The organism is Candidatus Tremblayella endosymbiont of Pseudococcus viburni (assembly GCF_964031255.1).
The window spans coordinates 90,174-113,047 of record NZ_OZ035015.1; the positions used below are offsets into that span (position 1 = coordinate 90,174).

Here is a 22,874-nt window from a genome sequence, read left to right on the forward strand (position 1 = left end):
TGCTGATAGCCCTTAGAACTGTAAGGAGGTAATCCAGCCGCACCTTCCGGTACTGCTACCTTGTTACGACTTCACCCCAGTCATAGACCCCACCTTCGCAGCCTCCTTCCCTGCCTAGGGTTAGGGATGCTGCTTCTGATGCGGCTTACTCCCATGGTGTGACGGGCGGTGTGTACAAGACCCGAGAACGTATTCACCGTGGCATGCTGATCCACGATTACTAGCGATTCCGACTTCATGCACTCGAGTTGCAGAGTGCAATCCGAACTGGGGCTGGGTTTGTGGGATTAGCTCCCTCTCTCGAGTTGGCGACCCTTTGCTCCAACCATTGTATGACGTGTGAAGCCCTACCCATTAAGGCCATGATGACTTGACGTCGTCCCCACCTTCCTCCGGTTTATCACCGGCAGTCTCTATAGAGTGCCCCAGTGGTAGCAACTAAAGACGGGGGTTGCGCTCGTTATGGGACTTAACCCAACATCTCACGACACGAGCTGACGACAGCCATGCAGCACCTGTGCGCGAATTCTCTTTCGAGCACTTCCGCCTCTCGGCAGAATCTTCGCCATGTCAAGAGTAGGTAAGGTTCTTCGCGTTGCATCGAATTAATCCACATCATCCACCGCTTGTGCGGGTCCCCGTCAATTCCTTTGAGTTTTAACCTTGCGGTCGTACTACTCAGGCGGTCGACTTCATGCGTTAGCTTCGTCACCGAGGAAAAAGGGCTTCCCCCGACGACTAGTCGACATGGTTTAGGGCGTGGACTACCAGGGTATCTAATCCTGTTTGCTCCCCACGCTTTCGTGCCTCAGTGTCAGTGATGGCCCAGGGGGTTGCCTTCGCCTTCGGTATTCCTCCAGATATCTACGCATTTCACCGCTACACCTGGAATTCTACCCCCCTCTGCCATACTCAAGCTTACCAGTAACCTCCGCTGCACTACGGTTGGGCCGTAGGATTTTACAGGGGTCTTGGCAAGCCACCCGCGCACCCTTTACGCCCAGTGATTCCGATTAACGCTCGCACCCTACGTATTACCGCGGCTGCTGGCACGTAGTTAGCCGGTGCTTATTCTTTCGGTATCGTCAAGAGGGCATGGTGTTTGCACGCCCTCCTTCATCCCGAACAAAAGTGCTTTACAACCCTAAGGCCTTCTTCACACACGCGGCATTGCTGGATCAGGCTTGCGCCCATTGTCCAAGATTCCCCACTGCTGCCTCCCGTAGGAGTCTGGGCCGTGTCTCAGTCCCAGTGTGGCTGATCGTCCTCTCAGACCAGCTACTGATCTCAGCCTTGGTGGGCCATTACCCCGCCAACTAGCTAATCAGACCCCGGCCGATCCAGTAGCGTGAGGCTAGAATCCCCCACTTTCACCGCGCCATGCTGTGCGGCTTCATGCGGTATTAATCTGGCTTTCGCCAGGCTATCCCCCACTACAAGGCACGTTCCGGGGCGTTACTCACCCGTACGCCACTCGCCACCAGGCCTAAACCCGTGCTGCCGTACGACTTGCATGTGTAAGGCATGCCGCTAGCGTTCAATCTGAGCCAGGATCAAACTCTATACAGTACTTCTGTCTGGTGTTGCGGTGAGGCTAAACAGACCTTGAGGAACCTAAGCCTATAACAGCTCCAATGAAGGTCCAGTTTACGCTGAGGCTGTTTTTGGGGCTGTTTTTCGTGCATTGCAGCGTAGGCTAGCGTTGGCTTTGGCACTAGCGCTGGGCATGCACCGCTCGTTCCATCTGCTGCAATGCCGCAATGCCAATGCCCTACCATGCTCACCCTACGTTAGCAGGGCAGTGCACAACAGCAACGCAGCCTACGAAGTGGGCTGCCACATTTCGCCCCCACTGCCCGCACCAGCTGCGCACAGCGCTAGCCTACGCTGCCATGCCGACGATGAGACTTGAACTCATACAGCATGCGCCACCACCACCTCAAGATGGCTTTCTACTGTTTTTCACCACGTCGGCATTGCTATGACTGCCACAGCAACAAATACGACCGCGCTGCTACATGGCTAGCTGTACCATAGGGCTAGCCTGCTCTAACGCCTAAGGCCCAGACGATTGACAACCATCGCGTACATTATGAGCCTCCTTTTCCTGAGGTAAGAAAGAAGCCTTCTCCTCCTGGATATCAGGCACTGGAGCCCCCTATGGCCATGCCTATCCCCTGCGTGCATGCTAAAGTGCCCCCTACGCAGCCTGTTTATACGCTCAGTCATTAAGGCTACCTGCACTGCAGCGCACCCAGTATTGCCAGCGCCTCCGCCATATTCTGCAGTGCTGGAGTATGTTGGCGATGTTGCTATAAAGATGCCATGCATCAGCTCGCCGGCACAGAGAGCAGGCGCAGCGCTAGCAAGGACGGGATGCAATGGCATGGAGCGCAGCCAGATATAGGCTTAGGCCAAGTAGCGCGGTTGCTGGGGATGGAAGCTCACCACCGCCCGGCTTATTTTCAGTCCGCTTCTCTTACCGCTGAGCTACCCAGTCAACCTTTTTTGTCTATGTCATGCCATGTCACACCACCACAGCTCTGCTCTAGCGCACGTTGACCTGAGGCGCAGCTATGCAAACAGCAGGCATTGCTCTCATCGCATGGCCTCATCAACACTGCTGCACGCAGGCGCCTTAGATGCGCCCATCGGCAGCTGTGGCACTGGTTAGCGCAACAACTTGGTTAGTACCGCACTCCCCCAATAACCGCACCAGATTGAAGTAGGGGAATAGCTAAGCGGGTCAAGGCACCGGAGCTCCCGGATACCGAAGGTTCGAATCCTTCTTCCCCTGACTGCATAAGATGCCCACATTGCTGCCAGGCACAGGTACCATAGGACTAGCGCGCAGGATATCACGCCATTGCGGCATCAGGGTCGGCCTTATGGAGTGCGGGCGCTTTGCGGACGGAGAGAGGTACGTCAACATAGCGCAAAACGTGCGCAACAACGATGAGCTCCTGCTGCACACCCTGTGCAGCCCAGTAAACAGCATCGTCGAGATAATCCTGGCGCTGGCTTCTAGCGTCACGCTAGTGCTGCCCTACGTAGCTTATGGCAGGCAGGAAAAGCATGCCCAAGGAACCAGGGCTACGCTCTCAGCAAGGTGCGTTGCATCAGTGCTATCACGCACCATAGTGGCAATGGACCTCCACTTAAGCAAGAGGCACGTCTTCTTCGATGTGCCCACACAACTCTTGAGCATGCGTCATGCCGAGTACCTGCTGCCAGGGAGCGCACGTAGCACAGCAAGAGTATCACCAGACGCAGGCGGGGCGATGGATGTAGTAACAGACACAATCCACCACGACCCGCGCGACCTAGGCCCAAGTGCTAGGGTACTTGCCTCAGCCTGCGTAAGAGCTCGCGCCATAGGAGCGAGCCTACCATGCTGACGTACGTCGCCATAGACCGTGCGGGTATCGGCACCGTGCCATCCAGGAGGAGCCGACGCCATGGGTACACGCCGTGCAGGCTGCGTATTAGCGGCACAATATCTGCGGTGGCCATAAAGGATGCAGAGGCACAAGACATGATGCGCCGCGCATTAGACCGATCGGCAGCACATGTTTTATCGCTACGCAGGCACGACATCCTTGTGCACGTAGAGTCCATCCGAAGGCACTGCGTTAGCTCGTGCCTGCTATGCCTTGACCTGGTAGCCATCGCCCCGCCTGCAATGCCTCTGGCCTATAGCAAGACCGCAGCACAGGCAGCGGTTGGCCGATAGGCTCACCCTGCGCTGACCGGTGCCCCATAGCCCATAGCCTACTTCCCCACGCCGAACCCTTCGAACATGCAGCGAAGCGAGCATCACCCGCCCCCCATGCCTAGCATGCTTCTGCCTGCGCTGCACCTTGGCCCGCCCATCAGTAACTGCAGCAGTGCACGTTCCGTACAAGCCAGCATACGGCGCACGATCTAACCACATCGCACACCAGGAAAGGACCTCATGCCCGCCTCGCTGGCATCAACGCGAGGCCTCCTAGCGCTGCGCTGGCCTGGCAATGCGCCTTATTCCCACCCCCTGTTTGCTAAGACTACAGCGCACGTGGTTAGTATGCGCCTGCGAACCCCAAGTAACCTTGGTCTCCACGCGACGATTGCCAATACCCAGTATGGCGCAGCAAGCACAACCCAGGGGGGTTGCAGAGCGCCTGTTATGCCAACAGCCCTGCCGACGCTTAGCTCGTCCACGTGCCCAAGCGCCCATGCAGGCCGCAGTGTCGATCAGCCTGACCATCGCTCCAAAGGCGTGCATGCTTGCCGGATCTCGCGTTGTCCAGGCTGCATGCGATGCCAAGGAAGCAGAGCGCACCACCATAGCGTTCATCTGCTACGACTTGCCAACGTTGGGCGCGCCAACTAGCACTACAGCGCCATCCTCTGCGGTAGCCCCCTCTATTATGGCAGACCTCACTGCGAGCGCAATTGCGGCAGCAACCCCAGGGGGCGCACACCAATAGATGCCGGCACCCCTTGCGTCGACGCCTTTGCACCAACCATGCGTTCGCTATGCCGTGCATCTCAGAGAGCATGCTCCTCATGCTGCCACAACATCTCAGCCCATGACCTAGTCTGATTGCAGTGCGTCCATCTTGCCGTTTCGCAGAGCTCTGAGCGTAAACTCACCAGCCTCGGCTCTTCTTGCTCCGACGGCCTCCCCAACGCGTAGCATGCGCCTAACGACCACCCTTACAGGGATGCCAATCCTTGGGACAATGGACTCTCAGGTTACGAGCACGGCGCCTGAATAGAATCGCCAGGCCTTGCGAGCTGCATGATCTTGCATGCCGTGAACCCTAACGAGTAGGCAACCCTGCGACCATTGTGCCAGGCTGAATAGGGGGAGCGTAATGGGGCTAACCATACCAGCCTCGTGCACGTCGCCGAAGCTCCTCCTGACAACGCAGACCGCGCAGCGCCAGCTCCTGCGTATGGGTCTGCTTATCATGGCAGTACGCACAGCGCTGCACTCCTGTCGCGTAGCATGCGCTCCCTGATGTCCAATGCCAGCTCAATTAAAAGACCCGGGCCACAAGCTAGACCCATGCTTGGCGCTGCGCGGCACAGCACGCAGCGAGCTTGCGCCCAGCCCAGGTTTGCCCTTAGTAGCCATGCTGCCCTGCGGCGTATGCTGTTCCTGGCACAAGCGCAGCGCACATGTCGCTTGTGCACAACTACGCCCCGCAGCCCACAGCAATAGGCAATGATGACATACTGAGCCCGCGAGCTGCACACTGCGCAGGCAGCATGGACGACGCGCCGACGTAGCAGCGCCGTTGACCTATGCCGCAAGCCTGGCTCGCCCCTTCCTGATCCTGCGCATCACTATGCAACGCCCTGTCCTTGACCCCATCCTTGCCATAAAGCCCAGTTTACGCTTACGCCTAGCCTTAGACGGGTGGAATGTACGGCCCATGGTGCCATGACTTAAGGTAGGAGGGCGCTGCTTTGATCGTTGCGCTAGTCGTCGAAGCCAGTGCGAACAAGGGGCAGGACGTGACGGTGGGACACGGGGGCAGAGTGCCCAGCTAGCATTACGCTCAGCCTATCCGTGCACACGTGAAAGCTAACCAGGTACGGGCACGCGTCGGTAAGAACTTCCCGCACCCTGTCAGCGTTGACAATCAGCTCAGATCCAAGCATGCCGTAGTTCAGTCCTGCTGGAACGATTACCTCCTCCATCTTCTCACGCACAGTGTTTGCCGCCCTGACCAGAAGTAGCCCTGGCGCAACCAGTATGCTGAGGTCCCTTATCCTATTCTCCATTAGTATAGTCGCACGCCTAAGGATGGACTCCAGCCTTCTGCGGCCTAGGCAGAAAGCGAAAACGTACCTGCGTGCTAAGACGAAGCCAGCATCCATTGAATAGGCATCGGACAGCCTGCATGCAACCTCCGTCTGGCCGAAAGCGATGCCCAGAACGCCGCCCAGCCTGTACATGCGAACAATGCCGCCGTGTCCTAGCAGCCTAGCTACCGAGCGAGCTGTGTCTACAGGCACCGCAGCGCTATCGTTGCTCCAGCCGTCCCTGCATGGCGCAGCAGCGCATGACATCCTAGAACCATCGAACGATGCGCATAGCGCCAGCCCTCTGCTTATCGACAGGTGCACATCGGGAGGCGCGCTGCCGCAATCGAGGCAGCTAATTGGCTGGCATGCAGCCATGAGGATCGTCCGGAGCTCCATCACTGCCAAAGATGCAACGTGCGCAAGGCGAGAGCATGTTGCAAGGTCGCAGTGCTCTTCAGGCACTGCAGTCCTGATGTGAAAGCACGCATCTCCGGTGAACACGGTAAGGTACCCATCGCTTGCAATGAGTGACAGGGACTTTGTACTAACTGACCTGACTACCTCAACCAGCAGCCGCAGCTGAACCACCGCAGGCTCAATGGCAGCAGGTGTACAGCCATCGATGCCCATGGTAACCTGCATGCCAATACCTTTTGTAGTGAAGTACACAAATGCGCCACGCTTAGACACGCAAACAGTGCACGTTCCGTCCAAGGAGCCACGCAGCCCTACGCCAAGCACGTGCTTCAACAACCTGTTCAAACTATGCCCTGGTGCTATCAAAAAAGCACGCGCGCTATCCATCCATCGTGTGTTGTTGTACTGCTCAGCAAATGTGCCAGCATGGGAGGGCCGGTGCCTTGACCCGTGTGGCTGTGCAAACCCGCACCGCACAGGCAGCACACGCTTCAGAATGCTTGCCATTGATGTGTTCACGCATTGCGTCAAGGCGCGTGCCAATGTTAGCTTCGTTGGCAGAGCTGCCTCGCGCTACCTTAACGCCGTGCATCTTTACTCCAATCGGCCGGCTAACGCGCTGTCATACCGCGCACCTGACATACGAACAGCCGGGGCAATGGTCGTGCTGTGCACGGCGTGTGCTGCCAGCCTCAGTATCCGTGAGCGCACTGACTCCTTCGACAGGTCGGCGTCTCCGTGGCATGACGTACTACGTACAGCGCAGCACTACACGGCGCTATAGGGGTACTCACACATTCTGTGGAGCGGGAGTATATGCTTTGCTGGCGACGAGGGACATATTGGTCGGCGAAGGTACATAACCTCCTGACGTTCATATGCGCATCAGCGAAGAGTGCAGAATTGCAGGGCGGCCTTGCTGGCCGCTGCTTGCACAGCACCAGCAGTAGCAGATTACCAGCACCAATATAATCGCTGCAGCTGCGTAAGGCTCTCAGTTGGAGCCACCCCAAGCGTTGTGCTTACTGCTGTAAGGCATGGCAAGTGATTCTTGAGTATACCTCTAACGTGCTTCAGCAGTAGGGGCTGCGTAACCTGCGAACCCATCCATCGTAGATTAGGCGAACTGCCTAGATAGCGCAAGAATGTTCTTGCCGCAATTGCGCAGACCAATCACTTACATATTGCTACGTTTACCTAGCGCCGGAGCTAGAGATGTCCTTGTACACCCCGACGAAAGCAACAACAGCGGAATCAGGATACTCCAGATGGCTATCAGGTAGATGAGCGCTAAGTTGCATGCTACGGCCTAGCCCTACCGGCGTACTAGCTGGTGCTGATTGCATGCTGGTTGTTCCACACGCTAGACGCAATGATGGCGCTAACGCACCCGCTAGCGGGTGCCTGTTGGACAGGGTCTCATGCGTCTAGTACAGAGGCACAGAGCATTTTTGCGGCCGTGTATCCAAAGCCTGCGCCAAGGAAGCAGTGTGCCATGCTTGCCATGCTCTTCCTGAGCAACCATACTGCACGTCAGCACTGGTGGTATGCAGCATACCGCCGGTCAACCTGTGCAAAGGAATGACGTGCATAGAGCTGTCCATTGCGGCGAGCTAAGCACAACAACTCGCCGGCTCACCCATAGCATCCGCCGCCGCAGTATGCAAGCACGCCTTTCCTAGTGCCCTGTAGAAGCGACGCCGCAGCACAGCCGTTGGGCAATAGCATGCTGCCCGTCATGTAGTGCGAAACCGGCATGGTTCTTCTTTTAGCGCCTACCTGCACGCTGGTGCAGAATGCGCCATGCACATCCCCAGTAACTGCAGTCTGCGCGCCCTAGGCCAATGGCAGTGAGCCATTGTTATATAATAGTGCGTAGTAAGTACTGCGCTCCTCTATCGAGGCATTCTGTATAGGTGATAGCAATGCAGGTGCAGCAGAGGCCTGTGCTAGCGCTGCGCAGAGCAATGCTGGTGTTTAGCTGCTTTGCTGCGCAGTCACTAGGCATGCAATAGCACTGTGTGCACAGTGCTATTGCCTTGGCGCAGTCCAGCTCCCCGGTTGAGCCAGCGTGGACTGCGCCTTGCTCGTCTTATACCATGAAGGACATCCTCCCCGCATGTTGCGCGTTGGTGTTTATCATTATTCTACACGAGATGATGTACGTAAGGTGGCCTACGATGACGAGGTATGCCCTAGCACCTGAAGCACGTCTGCCACCATTAGGTCTAGGTTGGAGCAAACCCTACTCCGTGCTATTGATGCCAGGCGCGGATATACCTCTATCGCAACGACCGGCAGACTATACTCCTGGCTATGTGCCTCGTTAGCGCACCATGCCCGCAGTACTCCACAACGACATCGTTATATCTTCTATGACCGCTGCCAAAACCAGAAAGGACTGGGACAGTCAACGCAATGGTCTATGCCCTGACCGCATTTGGTGCACTATGACTCACATAACACTCGACACGGCATTCAGGTCGCCGCTTCATGTTGCTGATCTTAGCTGTAGTACCCTATATGCTCCATCATTAATGCCCCCTTACCTCATTGCACCACAAGTCACAATGTGACATTGCATGCCGTATGGCATGACAGCTTTTCTTCTACCCCACCCTCTGACTCCGACATTTGCTTCCTTGCTAGCTCGCTCCTACGGCGCAATTGGCCGCTGTGGAGCCAAATACACCATTTACCCTTGGAGGTTACTATGGTCAGCAGCGCCCTGCAATTCCTATCCCACCACTCTGAACTTTCAATGGACAGCGCTCGCTTCCTCGAAGCGCTCAGGTTCAGACCAACACACGCCACCACTAACCCTTCTCTCATCCTTAGCGCCTGCCAGAATAATGAGTACAACTCATTGGTTAATGAGACCATTCGCCTTCATAGAAACGAAGGCTACCGCAACATTGCTGACCATATTAGACTGCGGTTCTGCACAGAACTGCTCGACAGAATACCCGGTATGGTATCTATTGAAATCGATGCTAGCTGTGCTTTTAACGTGGACGCTAGCCTTGCTCACGCTAGGCGCATTGTGCAACTGTGTAGGCACACAGACGCACGCGACAGAATCTTAGTCAAAATACCTGCAACATGGCAGGGCGTGCAAGCTGCCGCTGCCCTTCGTGCCGAAGGCGTACAGTGCAACATGACGCTCGTTTTCTCCATGCTACAGGCACTGGTATGCGCTCGAAATGGTGCCTACCTCATATCGCCATTCGTTGGTCGGCTGTCTGATAGAATGCCAGCCATGCAGGGTAGCTCTGCCACTCAGGACCAGGGCATTGCACTCGCTCTCAGAATCTACTCACGCCTTAGGCAGGAAGGACATGCAACAAGGGTCATGGCTGCAAGTTTCAGGTGCTCGCAGCAGGTCATTATGGCTTCAGCGTGTGGTATGGTAACCGTAGGCGAGCACATCATGCGCAGGCTTGCTGCTATGCGCGCTTCTGCCATGCCTAAGCCATGCCAGCAATTCAGCGAAACCATGCAGCACTGCCCTACGCCGCGCGACTTGCATGGCTTCGAACGTGCACTGGCCCAGAACCGTACGGCATGGCTAGAGCTAAAGCACGGCATCGAGGCGTTCGCCTGCAATGAAACGCAGCTCTCGCGGCTCATAGCGAGACGCCTGCCATAGCGGCCCACGCTTGCCATTGCTGGCAAGCTAAGCCCTAGCTGCAGCGATGCTTGCAATTCAATGCCGGCATGGAAGCCTGCTTTGCTGTTACTACTTAGCTTGGCTAGCGCCATAGCATGAAGCACGTACAGCGATGCCCGGAGCATAAATAGCGCCCTTCTTAAAGCGCCCACCCTCACTGCTAGGGTGGCAGCAAGCCTAACCCCTCCTGCTCTACCAGTACTAACAAGTACTGCCACACGGCATGCTATGGCGCTAGCCATGGTGCACTGGGCACAGCTGCTTACGCTGGCTACCATGGCATAGCGCTAGCTGCACTATGGTGCACTACGGCATGCTATACCAGCCATATTTCCTTGCATTGCTCTGCGCTAGCACACCTCGAAGCAGCGACCCCATACCGGCCAGGCGGTGCGACAGGGAGCATGCCATCCAGAACCCTAGCCATGCACCGGCGCATATTACAAGGCCAAATACAGAATATCTGCGTGCCATTGCACCTGCAGCAGGCTAACATGCAGCGCAACACGCGCACGCCCTGCCATGTTGCAGCCCATGCCACTGCGCACTCCAACAGGCGGTGTGGGTGCATGCTGGCCCTACTTACTGCAATGCAGGCTGGGCATGGAGCTCAACTCTTGGTGTACCATTCTCGTTGCGCGCAGCTTGTGTTAGTGTCATTGCGCCGGTAGAATTGCACGAGCCATGCCCAGCCTGTGTGTTTTGCAGTGAAGAGCAGCCCTAGGCATTGCACAATGCTGTGGGCTGCAGCAATGGAGAAATGTTTTGCCGGCATACCAATAAGCATGCGCAATGGCCTATGCTAGCCATGCGTACTGCATGGCAGTGTGCCGAGATACGATGCCTGAAGAGCAGTGCGTGCTGGCTGGTTGCCAGCGTAAGCAGTGCCAACGGCACTAAGGCGCGGTGGAGAGCCCTAGCACCCCTTGCATATCGTACAGCCCATTGCCAATAGAGCATAGTCGCACTGCGGCTTCGACAGCACCTGTTGCGAAGTGAAGTCTAGTAGTTGACCTGTGCTCTATAACAACCACGTCGCTCTCGCCCAAAACAAAGACGGCATGGTCTCCTACTACTCCGCCACCTCGTAGTGAGCATATACTGACTCCATGCTGCGTGGATGCAACGCAATGTCGGAGCGCAATCGCAGTGCCGGATGGAACGTCTCGCTTGTGCCTGTGGTGCACCTCGACAATCCCGAAGTCGTACCCTGCGTATAGCCTTGCTGCATACGAGCAAAGCATGCGGAATAGCGTAACGCCGACGCTAGTGTTTGCTGACATAAGGATGCCAATTCTTTGTGCTGCAGTTCGTGCATATGAGGCCTCGCACTGGCAAAGCCCCGTAGTGCCTATGACCATGCGACTGCGTAGTGCTGCAGCACACCGCAGGTATAGCATAGTGCACCGTGGGCGGCTGAAGTCCACCAATGCATCGGAGGCGCCAATAGTACGGGCATCGGCATGGCGTGTCCGTATAGCACAAGGGCCAGGCGCCATGCGCCTGCACTCACCGGACATAGCTAGCGGTGCCACTAGCTTGGCATGTTGGTGCCGCCCAAGTATCGTCCTGATTAGGGCGCCCATACGACCGGCACAGCCAGCGAGCGACAGAAGAACGTATTGCGCGCGCTGGCTATGCTGTGCCTGGCCTAGGCGCATAGAATGCCTGATGCCTCATTGCGCTCCGATACGAGCTCTGCTATGGTCGCGCGCAGCATATCATGTGCAGCGCCTTCGAACTCGATGCCCGTTACCACATCGTACGATCCCATGCCAATGCACCGCACCGGCACTCCAAACACTATGCCGTCAGGCACCCCGTACCAGCCCGTTGATTGTACTGCCATAGAGGTCCACTCACGCTCCGTGCCGTTTATCCAGTCCCTCATGTGCTCGACTGCAGCCACTGCAGCGGAGAGGGCAGAAGAGGAGCCCCTAAGGCTTATCACCTCTGCCCCCCTGGCCCTAACGTGCGACACTAGGCCTGTATCTATGCCGCACACCGAGGCATGCTGCACAGGCAAGCCTCCTACGGTAATGTTCCTAAGGTCTGGGAAAACGGTAGTGGAGTGATTGCCCCACACGGCGAGCCTGTCGACTAGACTGGGGCTTACATTGTGGCCGGACGACACGTACTGCAGCGCCCTGTTGTAGTCTAGCCTCAGTAGCCCTGTTACGTTCTCCCGCTGGATGTTGGGTGCATACCTAGCCAAGACGTAGGCGTTTGTGTTAACAGGGTTGCCAACTACGAGCAGCTTAGCATCGCAACTGCCTACGTCCCTCATTGCCTGTCCGTGCTCCCTAAATATTGCGGCGTTACGGGCCAGCAAGTCGCGCCGCTCCATTCCTGCGCTCCTTGCTGCAGCTCCTACGAGAAACACCGCATCAGCCTCGCAGAATGCTGCCCTAGGATCAGTGGTGACGTCTACGCGTGCAAGGAGCGGTGAAGCACAGTCCTCAAGCTCCTTTCGCATGGATACAAGCCTAGGCTTGTGGGGCTCTAAGTCCATTAGTACAATGTGGACAGGCACGCCATCCCCATACAGCTCACCCCTGACTATGTGCGTGGATATGGAGTACCCTATGCTCCCAGTCGCCCCTGTGATTGCCACTACCCTACGTCGTGCCATGCCGATCGGTGGCGGTGCTGTTCCGATGCGCGTGCACCGGGCCTACTGCTAAGCAAACTTTACACTACACGGCGCGGCTCAGCCACAAGCCCCCGACGCGCGCCGGACACGCGCTGCAGGACATGGTTACGGTGCGCGCCGGGGGCCAAAAGTCGCGGCACGAATACAGGCATGATAGCGTGCACACTGTATGACAAGCTATGGAACGCGCATACCATCCGCGTTTATGATGATGGCACAACCCTCCTGTACATAGACGAACACTTTATACACGAAGTAACGTCGCCACAGGCATTCGGCCTACTTAGCCGGGAGGGGCTGGACGTGCACGATGGCAGGTCTACCGTAGCCATGCCCGACCACAACGTTCCTACGGACGAAATGCGCAGGCGTAGAGTATGGCCATGCGGTCAGGTAGCCAGGCTGCACAGCAACTGCGAGAAGCACTGCATAAGGTGCTCCCCGGTGCACGGCAGGCGACAGGGCATAGTGCACGTTTCTGGCCCTGAGCAGGGCGCAACGCTTCCATCTGGCAGCGTTGCGTGCGGGGACTCCCACACTTCTACGCACGGCGCGCTTGCCGCACTGGCGCAGGGCATAGGTACGTCTGACGTTGCAAATATCCTCCTAGCACGGGCTATTCGCCAGAAGAGGAATCGAAGCCTGCTCATCTCGCTGGAAGGCAGGCTGAGACCAGGGTGCTGCGCAAAGGACGTAGCGCTACACATGGCGTCGATGGTAGGAGCAGGGGGTGGTGCTGGCTACTGCATGGAGCTAGGCGGAGGATCTATTGGACGCATGCCGCTTGAGGGTAGAATGTCAGTGTGCAACATGTCCATAGAAGCAGGCGCCAGGTTCAGCCTATCTGGCGCAGACAACCCCATGCTCAACTACATGCACGCCAGGGGGGCGCGCCGACATTGCCATCGCGCGCCATGCAAGATGCCTATGGATGCGACATCCGATGCGCTGGCCCAGCATAGCCGGATGGTTGCTATGCGCGCAGACCGCATAGAGCCACAGATAACATGGGGCACAGCGCCGTACATGTCTTCCTCAGTTCGCGGTCGTGTACCAGACCCCCTAGCAATTCCCGACCCAAGGGATAGGAGCGAAGCAGAGGCTGCGCTGGACTACATGTCCCTCGAGCCTGGGATGCCCATTGCATGCCTGGGGGTAGACTTCGTCTTCATAGGGTCGTGTACAAATGCACGAGCAGAGGACATAAGAATGGCAGCGCGGGTTGTGAGCATACTTGGCGGCAGGGTGCATAGGAGGATCAGGGGCGCCATTGTTGTCCCAGGCTCCATGGCATCGAAGGCACAGCTTGAGAGGGAGGGGGTTGGTGGCATACTGACAAGGGCTGGCTTCGAGTGGCGGGAGCCTGGGTGCTCCATGTGTATAGCAATGAACTCAGACCAGCTGGCGTACCGTGAGAGATGCGTGTCAACGTCCAACCGGAGCTTCGAGTGCAGGCAGGGCCCCATGAGCAGGACGCACCTAGCAAGCCCAGCAACGGCCGCGCTCGCTGCCATTACTGGATCCGTCTGCGATCCAAGCTCACTCGCATGGACGTAGCATGAGGCAGGCACAGCATAGGGGCATTGCAATGCCTTTAATGAGAGACAACATCGACACGGACGTAATAATACCTAAGCAGTTCCTTTCGTGCGCCGGTAGGGAAGGACTAGGGAGGTACCTGTTCAACGAGTGGAGGAGGTGCAACAGGTTCGGGGCATGCAGCCCATGCCGCAGCAAGGCAACGGTGCTGCTCTCAGGCTCAAACTTCGGGAGCGGCAGCTCTAGGGAGCACGCTGTGTGGGCCCTATCACGGCACGGGTACGCTGCCATAGTGGCATCAAGCTTCGCTGAGATATTCCACCTGAACTGCATCAGGAATGGCATCCTGCCCATACCACTAGGCAGCCATCTTGCGTCAGAGGCTGCCCTGATATCCGGCTGCGCAGCTAGGCGAAGCGTCCATGTTGACCTCGTAGGCGCCAGGGTGGTGTTCTGCTCAGGGCGTGCGTCATCTTTCGGCATGCCGGCGTTCTACAGGATGGCACTTGCGCGCGGGGTAAGCGCAGCGCGCATAATCCTTGCCAACATCAGCGACATACTGGAGCACGAGGCGGCTAAAAACCCCCATCAGTACACCCTTGCGGCGTTGATAAGGGCAGGGCGATGAGGATTACCGCGATTCCGGGCGATGGAATAGGGCCGGAGGTAATGCGCGAGGCGCTAAGGGTGCTATCCTTCTTCGGCGGACGCGAGCTAAAGGTTGACGTGGGACATGCGGGCAGGACTGCCCATGATGCCTCTGGGCACGTGCTGCCTGAGATAACCGAAAGGCTCGTATTAGATTCAGATGCAGTACTCCTTGGCGCAATTGGAGACAATAAGCCGGGCGACCACGAGGACGGCCTTAGGCCTGAGACGGCCCTCCTGGCTCTTAGGAAGATCATGGGCTGCTCAATTAACCTCAGGCCCATACTGTGCACGGCGCAGCCACTAGGCTCACGGTATAGCCATGCCGCAGGTTCTGACATCCTGATCGTAAGGGAACTCAATGGCTGCGCGTACTACGGGAGGCCAAGGGGCACCAGGCTTGTGCACGCGACAGGTGCCATAGTTCCTGAGGGCTTCGACACCATGCGCTACTCGGATGCGGAGGTAAGGCGCGTAACAAGGTTCGCGTTCGAGGCTGCCAGGCATAGGCGCGGCAAGGTTCTGTCTGTCGACAAGGCGAACGTACTGAGCACATCGCGGCTGTGGAGGGACAGCGTTGCATCCACAGCGTGCGAGTACACTGACGTACACCTAGAGCACTGTTACGTTGACAGTGCCTCGGTTGAGATAATGTCCAGCCCGCACGACTTCGATGTTGTGCTAACTGGAAATCTTTTTGGCGACATACTTTCGGACCAGCTGTCTATGCTGCCAGGGTCGCTTGGCATGCTTCCTTCCGCCGCGGTAGGCCACAATGGCAGGGGTCTGTACGAGCCAGTGCACGGCTCAGCGCCATCCATAGCAGGCCTTGGCGTAGCGTGCCCCATAGCCGCTATCCTTTCCCTAGCAATGCTGCTCAGGCACGCACTTGGTTGGCACGCCGAGGCTGCCCTCGTTGAGGCTGCCGTTGAGCGTGTTGCTAGGGCTCTGCCAGCGCAAGGCGTCCCTTATGGCAAGGCCAGCTGTGCTAGCACATCAGAAGTCGGCGATGCAGTAATGGCAGAGCTGAGGTACATGTCGTGACCATCGCACCCCATGCTGTGTGCTACGGCGTAGTGGGGTGGTCTGCAGCTAGATGGCCAGCCTTAGGCGCCATGCTGCCTTGGCTAGAGGGCAGCTCTGGCTAGCTGTGCCTGCATCCCCCGTAACCACACGTCACGAGCACAACGCGCGCTGCACAGCTGACATGCAGGGCGCGCTACAGGACGGCATAGATGCCGTTTTCGTTTGATCGACCTTGGTTGCCGCAATACGCAGCTGCGCAATGCCATACGGCATCGCAACTGCCAACGTCACGTAGCGCATGGTTGCCGGAGGGCTATCGCACTGCGCGCAGTGTGCTTAGGCCTGGTTGGGGTCGATCAACGGCCGCTACCCCGTGGTTATAGCGCTCTACAGCTGAGCTACAGGCCTGCGCAGCATGGCAGCATTGGCCGGCGAGCCCTCTTGAGCACCCTCGCCTCTATCTGCCTAACACGCTCGCGCGTTATGCCAAACCTCCTGCCTATGTCGCCTAGCGTGAGCCGTGCTCCGACCCATGCACCAAGCCTCAGCCTCAGGATTGACGCCTCCCTGACCGTCATTGCAGCTACGCTTCCGACATTGCGTGCACCGCTTGCCTCACGCGCAGCAGCCGCGTTGCGGGCATGCACCTCGCCCATACAAGCAACCAGGTCCGCCACGGCACCAGGCATAGAACGGCCCCCATGGTATGCCGATAGCGCGAGCAGAGCGCTATCGGCAGCGTGTGCAGGTATGCCAAGCTCGCGAGCCACGAGAGAAGGGGTGGGTCTATGTCCGTTGCGATGTATGAGGCTTGCTGCCACCATCCTTATTCGGCACAGCATGCCATACAGGGCGGGGGGGATTCGACCATCCCACTGGCGCGCTAGGGATGCGCGCACGACGTGCTGCCTAACCCACCAAGAAGCGTATGTCGTGAACTGACAGCCGCCCTTGCACCTGTACCTATCCAAAGCCCTCACTAGCCCCACAACCCCCTCCTGAATCAGGTCGCCAAGTCGCATACTCCTGGCTGCATGCCTTTTTGCTATGCATCTTACCAGCTCCATGTGCAGGCAGACTGCCTCGTCCTTTAGACATCTGGCCCTGGTCCCGATGGTGTCTACAACTGCACAAACGGTCGCAGTTGAGCAATGGACGCAGGTTAGAGAGAGCGCTGGCACGCTGGGCCGCAGCGCACTCTCTAGCATAGCAACTGCGCGTGGGGCTAGCTTGAAAGCGGTGATACGGGAGCCGATGCGCCAAAGGATGCACGCCTGACCCATCCCCGAAGCCTGTGGCGCAATGCGGTCGTGCAGAGCGCTGGCTATGCGGCGCAGACGTGACAGCACTGAGCCCCATGCTATCGCATGCCTAGGTGCATGGCAGCACAGCACTGGTCGCATGGCGCCTGCGCTGAGGCCCTCAATGCAGAAGCGTGCGCGTGAACTTCCCCGAGCTACGGCAAACGCCGAAGCACGCAGCGCGTGCAGCACGGACCCTGGATGCGCCAGCGCAACGCGGAGGCCGCACGTCGTAAGGCCTCTCAGGACCGACGGTGAACATGGCCTCCGCGTTGCGCTCTGCGCCCTGCGTTCCATGCGGCACGCAGTCCTGGGGTACAGGCAGCCTGGCTGGGCTATCGCGCAGATCGCCGCCTAATGCTCCTCTTGATCGCCGCAGCTCTCTTCCTCTTTCTCCTTGCGGTTGGCTTTTCGTAAGCAGCCCTGCGCCGTAGCTCAGACTGCATACCACTCCTCTCGGCCAAGCGCCTGAACCGCCTTAGCGCAGCCTCGAACGTCTCAGTGTCTCTTACAACTACTGTGCTCATATAACCGCATGGTTGTGTTTGCGCGCCACGACTGCACCATAGGCCTGCGGTGCAGTAGTGCTTAAGCCAGCTTCGCAGGCGTGGAGAGCTCCTTCGACGACGCGTGCATGGCAGTCTACGACTTGCAGCTAGGGCTGGTGTCTAGCGAGTCCTCACGCAATGGCGCCATGCCACTGCGCCATGGCTGCGTTGTGCCAGAGCTTGCCGCCCAGTCCCACCTTCACCAAGCAAACCGCCGGCAAACCACTGCGGTTTGCTTCAGCGTGCTCGTGCTGGCGGCAATAACATCAGCGATTGCACCGTGAGCCCAGGAATTGGGACAGCAGTGGAGGTAGGCCTTATCCGAGCGCTATCGCCACTGGAGAACCGTAGGTGCAGTGCTGTAGATCATACATCGGCGCACGTTGCAGCGATAGGATGGACAATGGCTGCTATTGTTGCCTCAGGATACACGACGCGCGTCATTGGAGGCATTGGAGCGCAAGGCGGCAGCGCGGTGCCTCAGCTCGACGATGCCATGGGGGAGTGCATCGACAAGGCGGCACGTGCAATTAAGCCCAACCGTGCCATGCACCGCAGCCTGGCGTACATGGCAGAGGCTGCATGATGGCTGTGTTCACGGCTTTACCGCGCTCGGCCATAGGAAGGTGCGTGCATGAGTTCGGTCAGGGTGGGGTCAGGAGCATCCGGGGGACTGTGCTGGGCTCCGAGAACAGCAACTTCTACGTTCACACCTTGGAACGGCGGCTTGTCGCTACGGTGCTAGAAGCAAGCTCGGTTGCTGCGCCAAGCTTCAGCGCGTGCCTGGCTTATGCGCTGTGCCTGAACGGGCTACCAACCCCGTCGCCATGCTGTTGCACGAATGCCCCGTTGTGCGCAACAGTGGGTGGCATGATATTAGTAGCAGGTGCTAACCTGGTTGGCAGAGTTGCGTTACTTGCCGGCAAGGCTGCGGCCTCACGCGCAGCAGCCGCGCTTGCAGTGCTGCACTTGGCATGCTGGGGGTGTATGTACTACTGCCCTCATATACACGGAGAGGCCTGGGTGCGCTCGAGCGCTAGGCTGGCCGCCTCGCACTCACCGCGAGGCTCGCAGCATGCTCTTGAGCACGAGACGTCGCTCCTTGCACGCCTAGTGCTATCTCCGGGGTACGATAGGCTGCCTCGGGGGCTGTGCCACTACGACCTCTTCCAGGACAACGTATCACTGGTGGCACCGAGCCGTACTGCCAGGGAGAGGCTAAGCGGGTGCTTCGACTTCCACTTTGCCGGCTGCGGGCAGATGGTCATGGATACAGCCATACTGTCCGAGGCTTGGCGTGCGCACTGCGCAGGCCGAGAGCGCTGGGACATGGCAAGGGCTACTCTCCATGCTTACCAGACGCTGCGTCCACTTGCGTGTAGAGAGCGGTCGTGCATAATAGAGGCGCTAAGGGCTGCATCCATAAGGTTCTGGACGTCGCGGCTATGCGGCTACTATAGGCACAGGGTAGCAGGCATGCGAAGTCTGCATGAGCCAAGGGCCTTCAGGCCAGCGTGGCACGTGCGCATCGCCAGAGGCAGTGGATAAGCGTGGCACCATGCGCAATGTGTGCTGAAAGTCTCGAACTATCGACCTGCGCAGCGTAAGGACGCCGCTCTGCCGCTGAGCTAAGCACCAGATGGTGTATAGGCATGCGCCCTAGGTGCATGCTATATGGGGCGTGGGTATAGCATGAATGGACCCCTCATAGCACGGACGACGCGCTCATCAAGCAGTATGCCATAGGTGCTGCCATGGGCAATTGGTATCTCGTACATTGCGTCTACGAGTAAGTGCTCCATAATGGACCTCAGGCCCCGTGCTCCTATGCCGAGCAACATGCACCTGTGCGCTATGCGCCTGAGTCCGGAAGTCGATATGGCAAGGCAGGCGCTTTCGAGGCCGAGTAGCGCACTGTACTGCCATAGTAGCGCGGAGCTAGGCTCTACCATTATCCTAATGAGGTCGTCCTCAGTAAGCTCCTGAAGCACCTCAACCACTGGAAGCCTGCCAACAAGCTCCGGTATAAGGCCGTGCTTGATGAGCTCTCGTGCCGTCATGGGCCTGCGCGCTCTAATGGCAATCGGCCTTGTGAAGCCTACGCAGCCAGGGGGTGTGGACATGGAGGCAGCCCTTGTCGCTGCCTCGAACGAGCCGCCGCATATGAACAGTATGTCGGTTGTGTCCAGGTGTATATAGTCTGCATCGGGGAACCTCTTGCCGCCAAGGCATTGAACTACGGCTACTGTGCCGTCCAGGAGCTTAAGGAGCGCCTGCTGCACGCCTTCGCCTGATATGTCGCGTGTCGCCATGGGGCTGCCTTGCTTCCTGGAGATCTTATCGATCTCGTCAATGTAAACAATGCCCCTCTGCGCCATGTCCACATCGAAGTCGCAGCTGTGCAGGAGCCTTAGCAGTATGCCCTCTACATCCTCTCCAACATAGCCCGCCTCCGTTAGGGTTGTTGCATCAGCGACCGCGAAGGGCACCCTTAGAAACCGGGCCATTGTCTGCGCTATGAGTGTCTTGCCTGATCCGGTGGGGCCAACCAGTAATATGTTGCTCTTTGATATGCCGTGGCGCTCATTGCAGCAACCATCGGCTTCGATGCGCTTGTAGTGGTTGTACACTGCGACCGATATGATGCGCTTTATCCTATCCTGCCCAATTACATTCCTGTCCAGCTCAGCCAGTATTGCATCGGGGCGCGGCTGGCACGGCGTGCGCATCCTTGTCTCAGCAGCTTGCGCTAGGATGCAGCCTGCCTTTATACACCCCGAGCATATCGATGCTGCCTTGCTGGCAAGCATGGTCCCATCGGGAGTAAGCCTGCCTCCACAGAACGAGCAGGCACGCACGGCCCTGTCATTGCTACACACGGCTATCCACCCAGGACAAAGTCCACTATGCCATAGGCCCTAGCCTCATGGCTAGACATGAAGTAATCCCTATCGGTGTCTGTGGTGATCCTCGACACGCTCTGTCCGGTGTTCATGGCAAGGAGCTGGTTTAGGTGTTCCTTCTGCGTGAGGATCTCCCGGGCATGTATCTCGATATCCGATGCCTGTCCCTGCATACCGCCCAGTGGCTGGTGTATCATTATGCGCGAGTTAGACAGTGCGTACCGCTTACCCCTCGCACCTCCTGCAAGTAGAAAGGCAGCCATGCTTGCAGCCCGCCCTACGCACAGCGTAGAAACGCACGGCCTGACATGCCGCATGGTGTCATATATACACATGCCAGACGATATGTACCCACCTGGGCTGTTTATGTACAAGTGTATATCCCTTGTTGGATCTTCGCTTTCCAGTAGGAGGAGCTGAGCAACTACCACGCTGGATAGGTTGTCATTAATCTCGCCAGTTAAAAAGATGATTCTCTCCTTAAGTAGGCGTGAGAATATGTCCACGCTCCGTTCGCCTGAGCGTGTGCTCTCAGTAACTATTGGTATGGTTATAGACCTAGTAATCATCGCCAGCCCAATTTGCGTTGGTGGTAATGGGCGCGGCTGCCTCCATAAGGCGTCGCCCGTGCCCGGCATCTGCCCTCTACGCTGCTGCGCAGCCCTAGCATCAGCGCACGGCCCACAACCAATCCCCTGCTGCTGAGACTCGAGCGAACACTGCCTGGAGGAGCGCATATCCAAGCGAAGCTATATGGGAACTGACGGCGTTGCATCGTAGGAATGGCCAGGATCATTAGCCATGTGCCAAGGGGAGAACGGGTCGGCGTTGCATTTTCCGGTGGCCTAGATACTTGTGCAACCTTGTGCTGGATAAGGCGCGAGGGCGCTATGCCCTATGCTTACTTAGCGCATACAGGCCAGCCTGACGAGCCTGACCTAAACCGAATGGCTGAGAGGGCCATTCCATTCGGAGCAGAGAAGGCAGTGCTGGTAGACTGCAGGGAGCACATTGCGTGTGCCGGCGTTAGTGCAGTGCGCTGTGGCGCCTTCCATATTAGCACCGCAGGCTCTTACTACCTCAACACCACACCCATAAGCCGCGCCATCATAGGGGTTGCCATATCCCGGCGAATGGAGCAGGATGGCATACACATTTGGTGCGATGGAAGCACTTACAAAGGCAATGACATAGAGCGCTTCAACATATACAGCTCACTGTGGCACCCGGGACTTAGGGTCTACAAGCCGTGGCTCGACACAGGCTTCGTCTGCTCCATGGGAAGCAGGGACATGCTCGAGGGGTTCGTATCGTCGTGCGGGCTGGCCTGGGGCGTACGCCAGGCGCTCCCATACTCCATGGACGCAAGCCTCCTTGGCATCAGCTACGAAGGCAAGACCATTGAGAGGCTAGACTCTGGCCCGTGCGACGTAAGGCCGAGCACCCCGAGCCGTAAGGGCACAGTTCCTCGCACAAGGCGCCTGACGCTAACGCTAAACGAGGGATGGCCTATAGGACTGGATGGCAAGCCCTATGCTAGCACAGCTGAGCTGCTACAGGACCTAAACCGCCTTGGGGGATCTTACGGCATTGGCATGAGTGACCAGGTAGAGGATAGGATCCTGTGCTTCAAGAGCAGGGGCGTGTACGAGGCGCCAGGGTTGACTATCCTCTACGCCGCGTACGATAGGCTGCTTACATGCGCGCACGATGCGAGTGCCATAGCCTACTACAGGCGCTGCGGATCTTGCCTGGGCCGGTCTCTATACGCCGGGAGGTGGTATAGCCCTTCGGCCATGATGCTACGAGACTCCATGGAGCGCTGGATAGCACGCTTCGCAACTGGAGACGTTACGCTGACGCTACGCAGGGAAGCCCCACACACACCGGCGGACACGTTCTCAACAGCCCTGGCCTATGCTTCTGACGTTGCTACTATGGACGGAGAAACCACGTCTCTACGACCATGGGATAGGGCAGGGCAGCTCAACGTGGCGGACCTTGCTTCCAGCGTCAACGCATGCACAGTGGTAAGATATGGGCTACTGGGCATCCTGGAGCTCACGGGAACCGGTGTGCCCACTATGCCCCTAGGGCAGCTGTGAAAATGGTGGGATTCAAACCAACTGCGATGGTAACCAAGCTTAGAGTTTGGCGAAATAGACCACTCTGCCACCTTTACCTTACGGCGCGCAGGGCAGCCACGGAGCGCAGTAACGCTTTCGTTCGGGCACTGCTGCTAGCTCTAAAGTACTGCACACAGCCAGCCCAGATCCGTTGAACATGTGCATCAGAGGCACGGCGCGCAGTCCAGGCTCAGGCTGTAGCAACGAGGTGTTGGAGCAGCTTTAAAGCTGCCTGTGCATGCTA

General features: G+C 57.9%; 17 protein-coding genes, 3 tRNA genes and 1 rRNA gene. 9 read left to right on the forward strand and 12 right to left on the reverse strand.

Annotated elements, in window-relative coordinates; genetic code table 11:
• Positions 1-21 precede the first annotated feature (21 nt).
• Both AAHM87_RS00550 and rpsO read right to left on the reverse strand, forming a co-directional pair.
• A 16S ribosomal RNA gene (locus AAHM87_RS00550) occupies positions 22-1,569 on the reverse strand.
• Between the two features lie 480 nt (positions 1,570-2,049).
• Positions 2,050-2,331 (reverse strand): 30S ribosomal protein S15, encoded by a 282-nt coding sequence (rpsO, locus tag AAHM87_RS00555; RefSeq protein WP_457913146.1) that lies wholly within the window; start codon positions 2,329-2,331, stop codon positions 2,050-2,052.
• Between the two features lie 396 nt (positions 2,332-2,727).
• Here rpsO and AAHM87_RS00560 point away from each other — a divergent pair.
• Both AAHM87_RS00560 and AAHM87_RS00565 read left to right on the forward strand, forming a co-directional pair.
• Positions 2,728-2,797 (forward strand) — tRNA-OTHER (locus AAHM87_RS00560).
• Positions 2,798-2,807: 10 nt separating this feature from the next.
• A complete protein-coding gene (locus AAHM87_RS00565; protein WP_457913147.1) occupies positions 2,808-3,398 on the forward strand; it encodes a ribose-phosphate pyrophosphokinase-like domain-containing protein in 591 nt (196 codons plus the stop codon).
• A gap of 1,892 nt (positions 3,399-5,290) precedes the next feature.
• Here the strand turns inward: AAHM87_RS00565 and rpmH are convergent.
• Both rpmH and AAHM87_RS00575 read right to left on the reverse strand, forming a co-directional pair.
• Entirely contained in the window at positions 5,291-5,425 is a 135-nt protein-coding gene (gene rpmH, locus AAHM87_RS00570; RefSeq protein ID WP_457913148.1) for a 50S ribosomal protein L34, read from the reverse strand.
• Positions 5,426-5,469: 44 nt separating this feature from the next.
• The gene (locus AAHM87_RS00575; RefSeq protein ID WP_457913149.1) at positions 5,470-5,949 is read right to left on the reverse strand and encodes a hypothetical protein; all 480 of its coding nucleotides are present in this window, start codon (positions 5,947-5,949) and stop codon (positions 5,470-5,472) included.
• 3,028 nt (positions 5,950-8,977) lie between these two features.
• Here AAHM87_RS00575 and AAHM87_RS00580 point away from each other — a divergent pair.
• Entirely contained in the window at positions 8,978-9,865 is an 888-nt protein-coding gene (locus AAHM87_RS00580) for a transaldolase family protein (RefSeq protein ID WP_457913150.1), read from the forward strand.
• Positions 9,866-10,782: 917 nt separating this feature from the next.
• Here AAHM87_RS00580 and AAHM87_RS00585 read toward each other — a convergent pair.
• Positions 10,783-11,547, reverse strand: coding sequence for a 4-hydroxy-tetrahydrodipicolinate reductase (locus AAHM87_RS00585; protein ID WP_457913151.1), 765 nt, complete (start codon positions 11,545-11,547; stop codon positions 10,783-10,785).
• Positions 11,538-12,518 carry a malate dehydrogenase gene (locus AAHM87_RS00590; RefSeq protein WP_457913152.1) on the reverse strand — a complete coding sequence of 327 codons (981 nt, stop codon included), beginning with the start codon at positions 12,516-12,518 and terminating at the stop codon, positions 11,538-11,540. Before AAHM87_RS00590 ends, AAHM87_RS00585 begins: the two co-directional genes overlap by 10 nt.
• Positions 12,519-12,692: 174 nt before the next feature.
• Here AAHM87_RS00590 and AAHM87_RS00595 point away from each other — a divergent pair, with 174 nt between their 5' ends.
• The 3 genes from AAHM87_RS00595 to leuB are packed head-to-tail and all read left to right on the forward strand — an operon-like array spanning position 12,693 to position 15,770.
• Positions 12,693-14,096, forward strand: coding sequence for a 3-isopropylmalate dehydratase large subunit (locus AAHM87_RS00595; protein WP_457913245.1), 1,404 nt, complete (start codon positions 12,693-12,695; stop codon positions 14,094-14,096).
• A gap of 1 nt (position 14,097) precedes the next feature.
• Positions 14,098-14,706, forward strand: coding sequence for a 3-isopropylmalate dehydratase small subunit (leuD, locus tag AAHM87_RS00600; RefSeq protein ID WP_457913153.1), 609 nt, complete (start codon positions 14,098-14,100; stop codon positions 14,704-14,706).
• Positions 14,703-15,770, forward strand: coding sequence for a 3-isopropylmalate dehydrogenase (leuB, locus tag AAHM87_RS00605; protein ID WP_457913154.1), 1,068 nt, complete (start codon positions 14,703-14,705; stop codon positions 15,768-15,770). Before leuD ends, leuB begins: the two co-directional genes overlap by 4 nt.
• Before the next feature lie 319 nt (positions 15,771-16,089).
• Here the strand turns inward: leuB and AAHM87_RS00610 are convergent.
• From AAHM87_RS00610 to rpsU, 3 genes are all read right to left on the reverse strand, one after another.
• Positions 16,090-16,160, reverse strand: a tRNA-OTHER gene (locus AAHM87_RS00610).
• A complete protein-coding gene (locus AAHM87_RS00615) occupies positions 16,151-17,350 on the reverse strand; it encodes a sigma-70 family RNA polymerase sigma factor (protein ID WP_457913155.1) in 1,200 nt (399 codons plus the stop codon). Before AAHM87_RS00615 ends, AAHM87_RS00610 begins: the two co-directional genes overlap by 10 nt.
• A 38-nt stretch (positions 17,351-17,388) precedes the next feature.
• Positions 17,389-17,580 carry a 30S ribosomal protein S21 gene (gene rpsU / locus AAHM87_RS00620; protein ID WP_457913156.1) on the reverse strand — a complete coding sequence of 64 codons (192 nt, stop codon included), beginning with the start codon at positions 17,578-17,580 and terminating at the stop codon, positions 17,389-17,391.
• 301 nt (positions 17,581-17,881) lie between these two features.
• Between rpsU and AAHM87_RS00625 the strand changes: the two genes are divergently transcribed.
• Together AAHM87_RS00625 and AAHM87_RS00630 are read left to right on the forward strand one after the other, a co-directional pair.
• Positions 17,882-18,187 carry a hypothetical protein gene (locus AAHM87_RS00625; protein WP_457913246.1) on the forward strand — a complete coding sequence of 102 codons (306 nt, stop codon included), beginning with the start codon at positions 17,882-17,884 and terminating at the stop codon, positions 18,185-18,187.
• A complete protein-coding gene (locus AAHM87_RS00630; RefSeq protein WP_457913247.1) occupies positions 18,187-19,149 on the forward strand; it encodes a homoserine kinase in 963 nt (320 codons plus the stop codon). Before AAHM87_RS00625 ends, AAHM87_RS00630 begins: the two co-directional genes overlap by 1 nt.
• Positions 19,150-19,166: 17 nt before the next feature.
• On the opposite strand, the gene AAHM87_RS00635 is transcribed toward AAHM87_RS00630, so the two are convergent.
• The 3 genes from AAHM87_RS00635 to AAHM87_RS00645 form a co-directional block, all read right to left on the reverse strand.
• Positions 19,167-19,239, reverse strand: a tRNA-Val gene (locus tag AAHM87_RS00635).
• A gap of 32 nt (positions 19,240-19,271) precedes the next feature.
• A complete protein-coding gene (clpX, locus tag AAHM87_RS00640; RefSeq protein WP_457913248.1) occupies positions 19,272-20,486 on the reverse strand; it encodes an ATP-dependent Clp protease ATP-binding subunit ClpX in 1,215 nt (404 codons plus the stop codon).
• Positions 20,483-21,073, reverse strand: a complete 591-nt coding sequence (locus tag AAHM87_RS00645; protein ID WP_457913157.1) for an ATP-dependent Clp protease proteolytic subunit — start codon at positions 21,071-21,073, stop codon at positions 20,483-20,485. The genes clpX and AAHM87_RS00645 overlap by 4 nt, the downstream gene beginning before the upstream one ends.
• Positions 21,074-21,286: 213 nt before the next feature.
• Here AAHM87_RS00645 and argG point away from each other — a divergent pair, with 213 nt between their 5' ends.
• A complete protein-coding gene (argG, locus tag AAHM87_RS00650; RefSeq protein WP_457913158.1) occupies positions 21,287-22,609 on the forward strand; it encodes an argininosuccinate synthase in 1,323 nt (440 codons plus the stop codon).
• The last annotated feature ends 265 nt before the right edge of the window (positions 22,610-22,874 follow it).

Bases quoted from the DNA above. Each gene is read 5' to 3' on its own strand.
- rpsO (WP_457913146.1), bottom strand. From the start codon at position 2,331: ATGCATGGCATCTTTATAGCAACATCGCCAACATACTCCAGCACTGCA.
- AAHM87_RS00565 (WP_457913147.1), top strand. From the start codon at position 2,808: ATGCCCACATTGCTGCCAGGCACAGGTACCATAGGACTAGCGCGCAGG.
- rpmH (WP_457913148.1), bottom strand. From the start codon at position 5,425: ATGGGCCGTACATTCCACCCGTCTAAGGCTAGGCGTAAGCGTAAACTG.
- AAHM87_RS00575 (WP_457913149.1), bottom strand. From the start codon at position 5,949: ATGTACAGGCTGGGCGGCGTTCTGGGCATCGCTTTCGGCCAGACGGAG.
- AAHM87_RS00580 (WP_457913150.1), top strand. From the start codon at position 8,978: ATGGACAGCGCTCGCTTCCTCGAAGCGCTCAGGTTCAGACCAACACAC.
- AAHM87_RS00585 (WP_457913151.1), bottom strand. From the start codon at position 11,547: ATGCGCCTAGGCCAGGCACAGCATAGCCAGCGCGCGCAATACGTTCTT.
- AAHM87_RS00590 (WP_457913152.1), bottom strand. From the start codon at position 12,518: ATGGCACGACGTAGGGTAGTGGCAATCACAGGGGCGACTGGGAGCATA.
- leuD (WP_457913153.1), top strand. From the start codon at position 14,098: ATGAGGCAGGCACAGCATAGGGGCATTGCAATGCCTTTAATGAGAGAC.
- leuB (WP_457913154.1), top strand. From the start codon at position 14,703: ATGAGGATTACCGCGATTCCGGGCGATGGAATAGGGCCGGAGGTAATG.
- AAHM87_RS00615 (WP_457913155.1), bottom strand. From the start codon at position 17,350: ATGGAACGCAGGGCGCAGAGCGCAACGCGGAGGCCATGTTCACCGTCG.
- rpsU (WP_457913156.1), bottom strand. From the start codon at position 17,580: ATGAGCACAGTAGTTGTAAGAGACACTGAGACGTTCGAGGCTGCGCTA.
- AAHM87_RS00630 (WP_457913247.1), top strand. From the start codon at position 18,187: ATGGCTGTGTTCACGGCTTTACCGCGCTCGGCCATAGGAAGGTGCGTG.
- AAHM87_RS00645 (WP_457913157.1), bottom strand. From the start codon at position 21,073: ATGATTACTAGGTCTATAACCATACCAATAGTTACTGAGAGCACACGC.
- argG (WP_457913158.1), top strand. From the start codon at position 21,287: ATGGCCAGGATCATTAGCCATGTGCCAAGGGGAGAACGGGTCGGCGTT.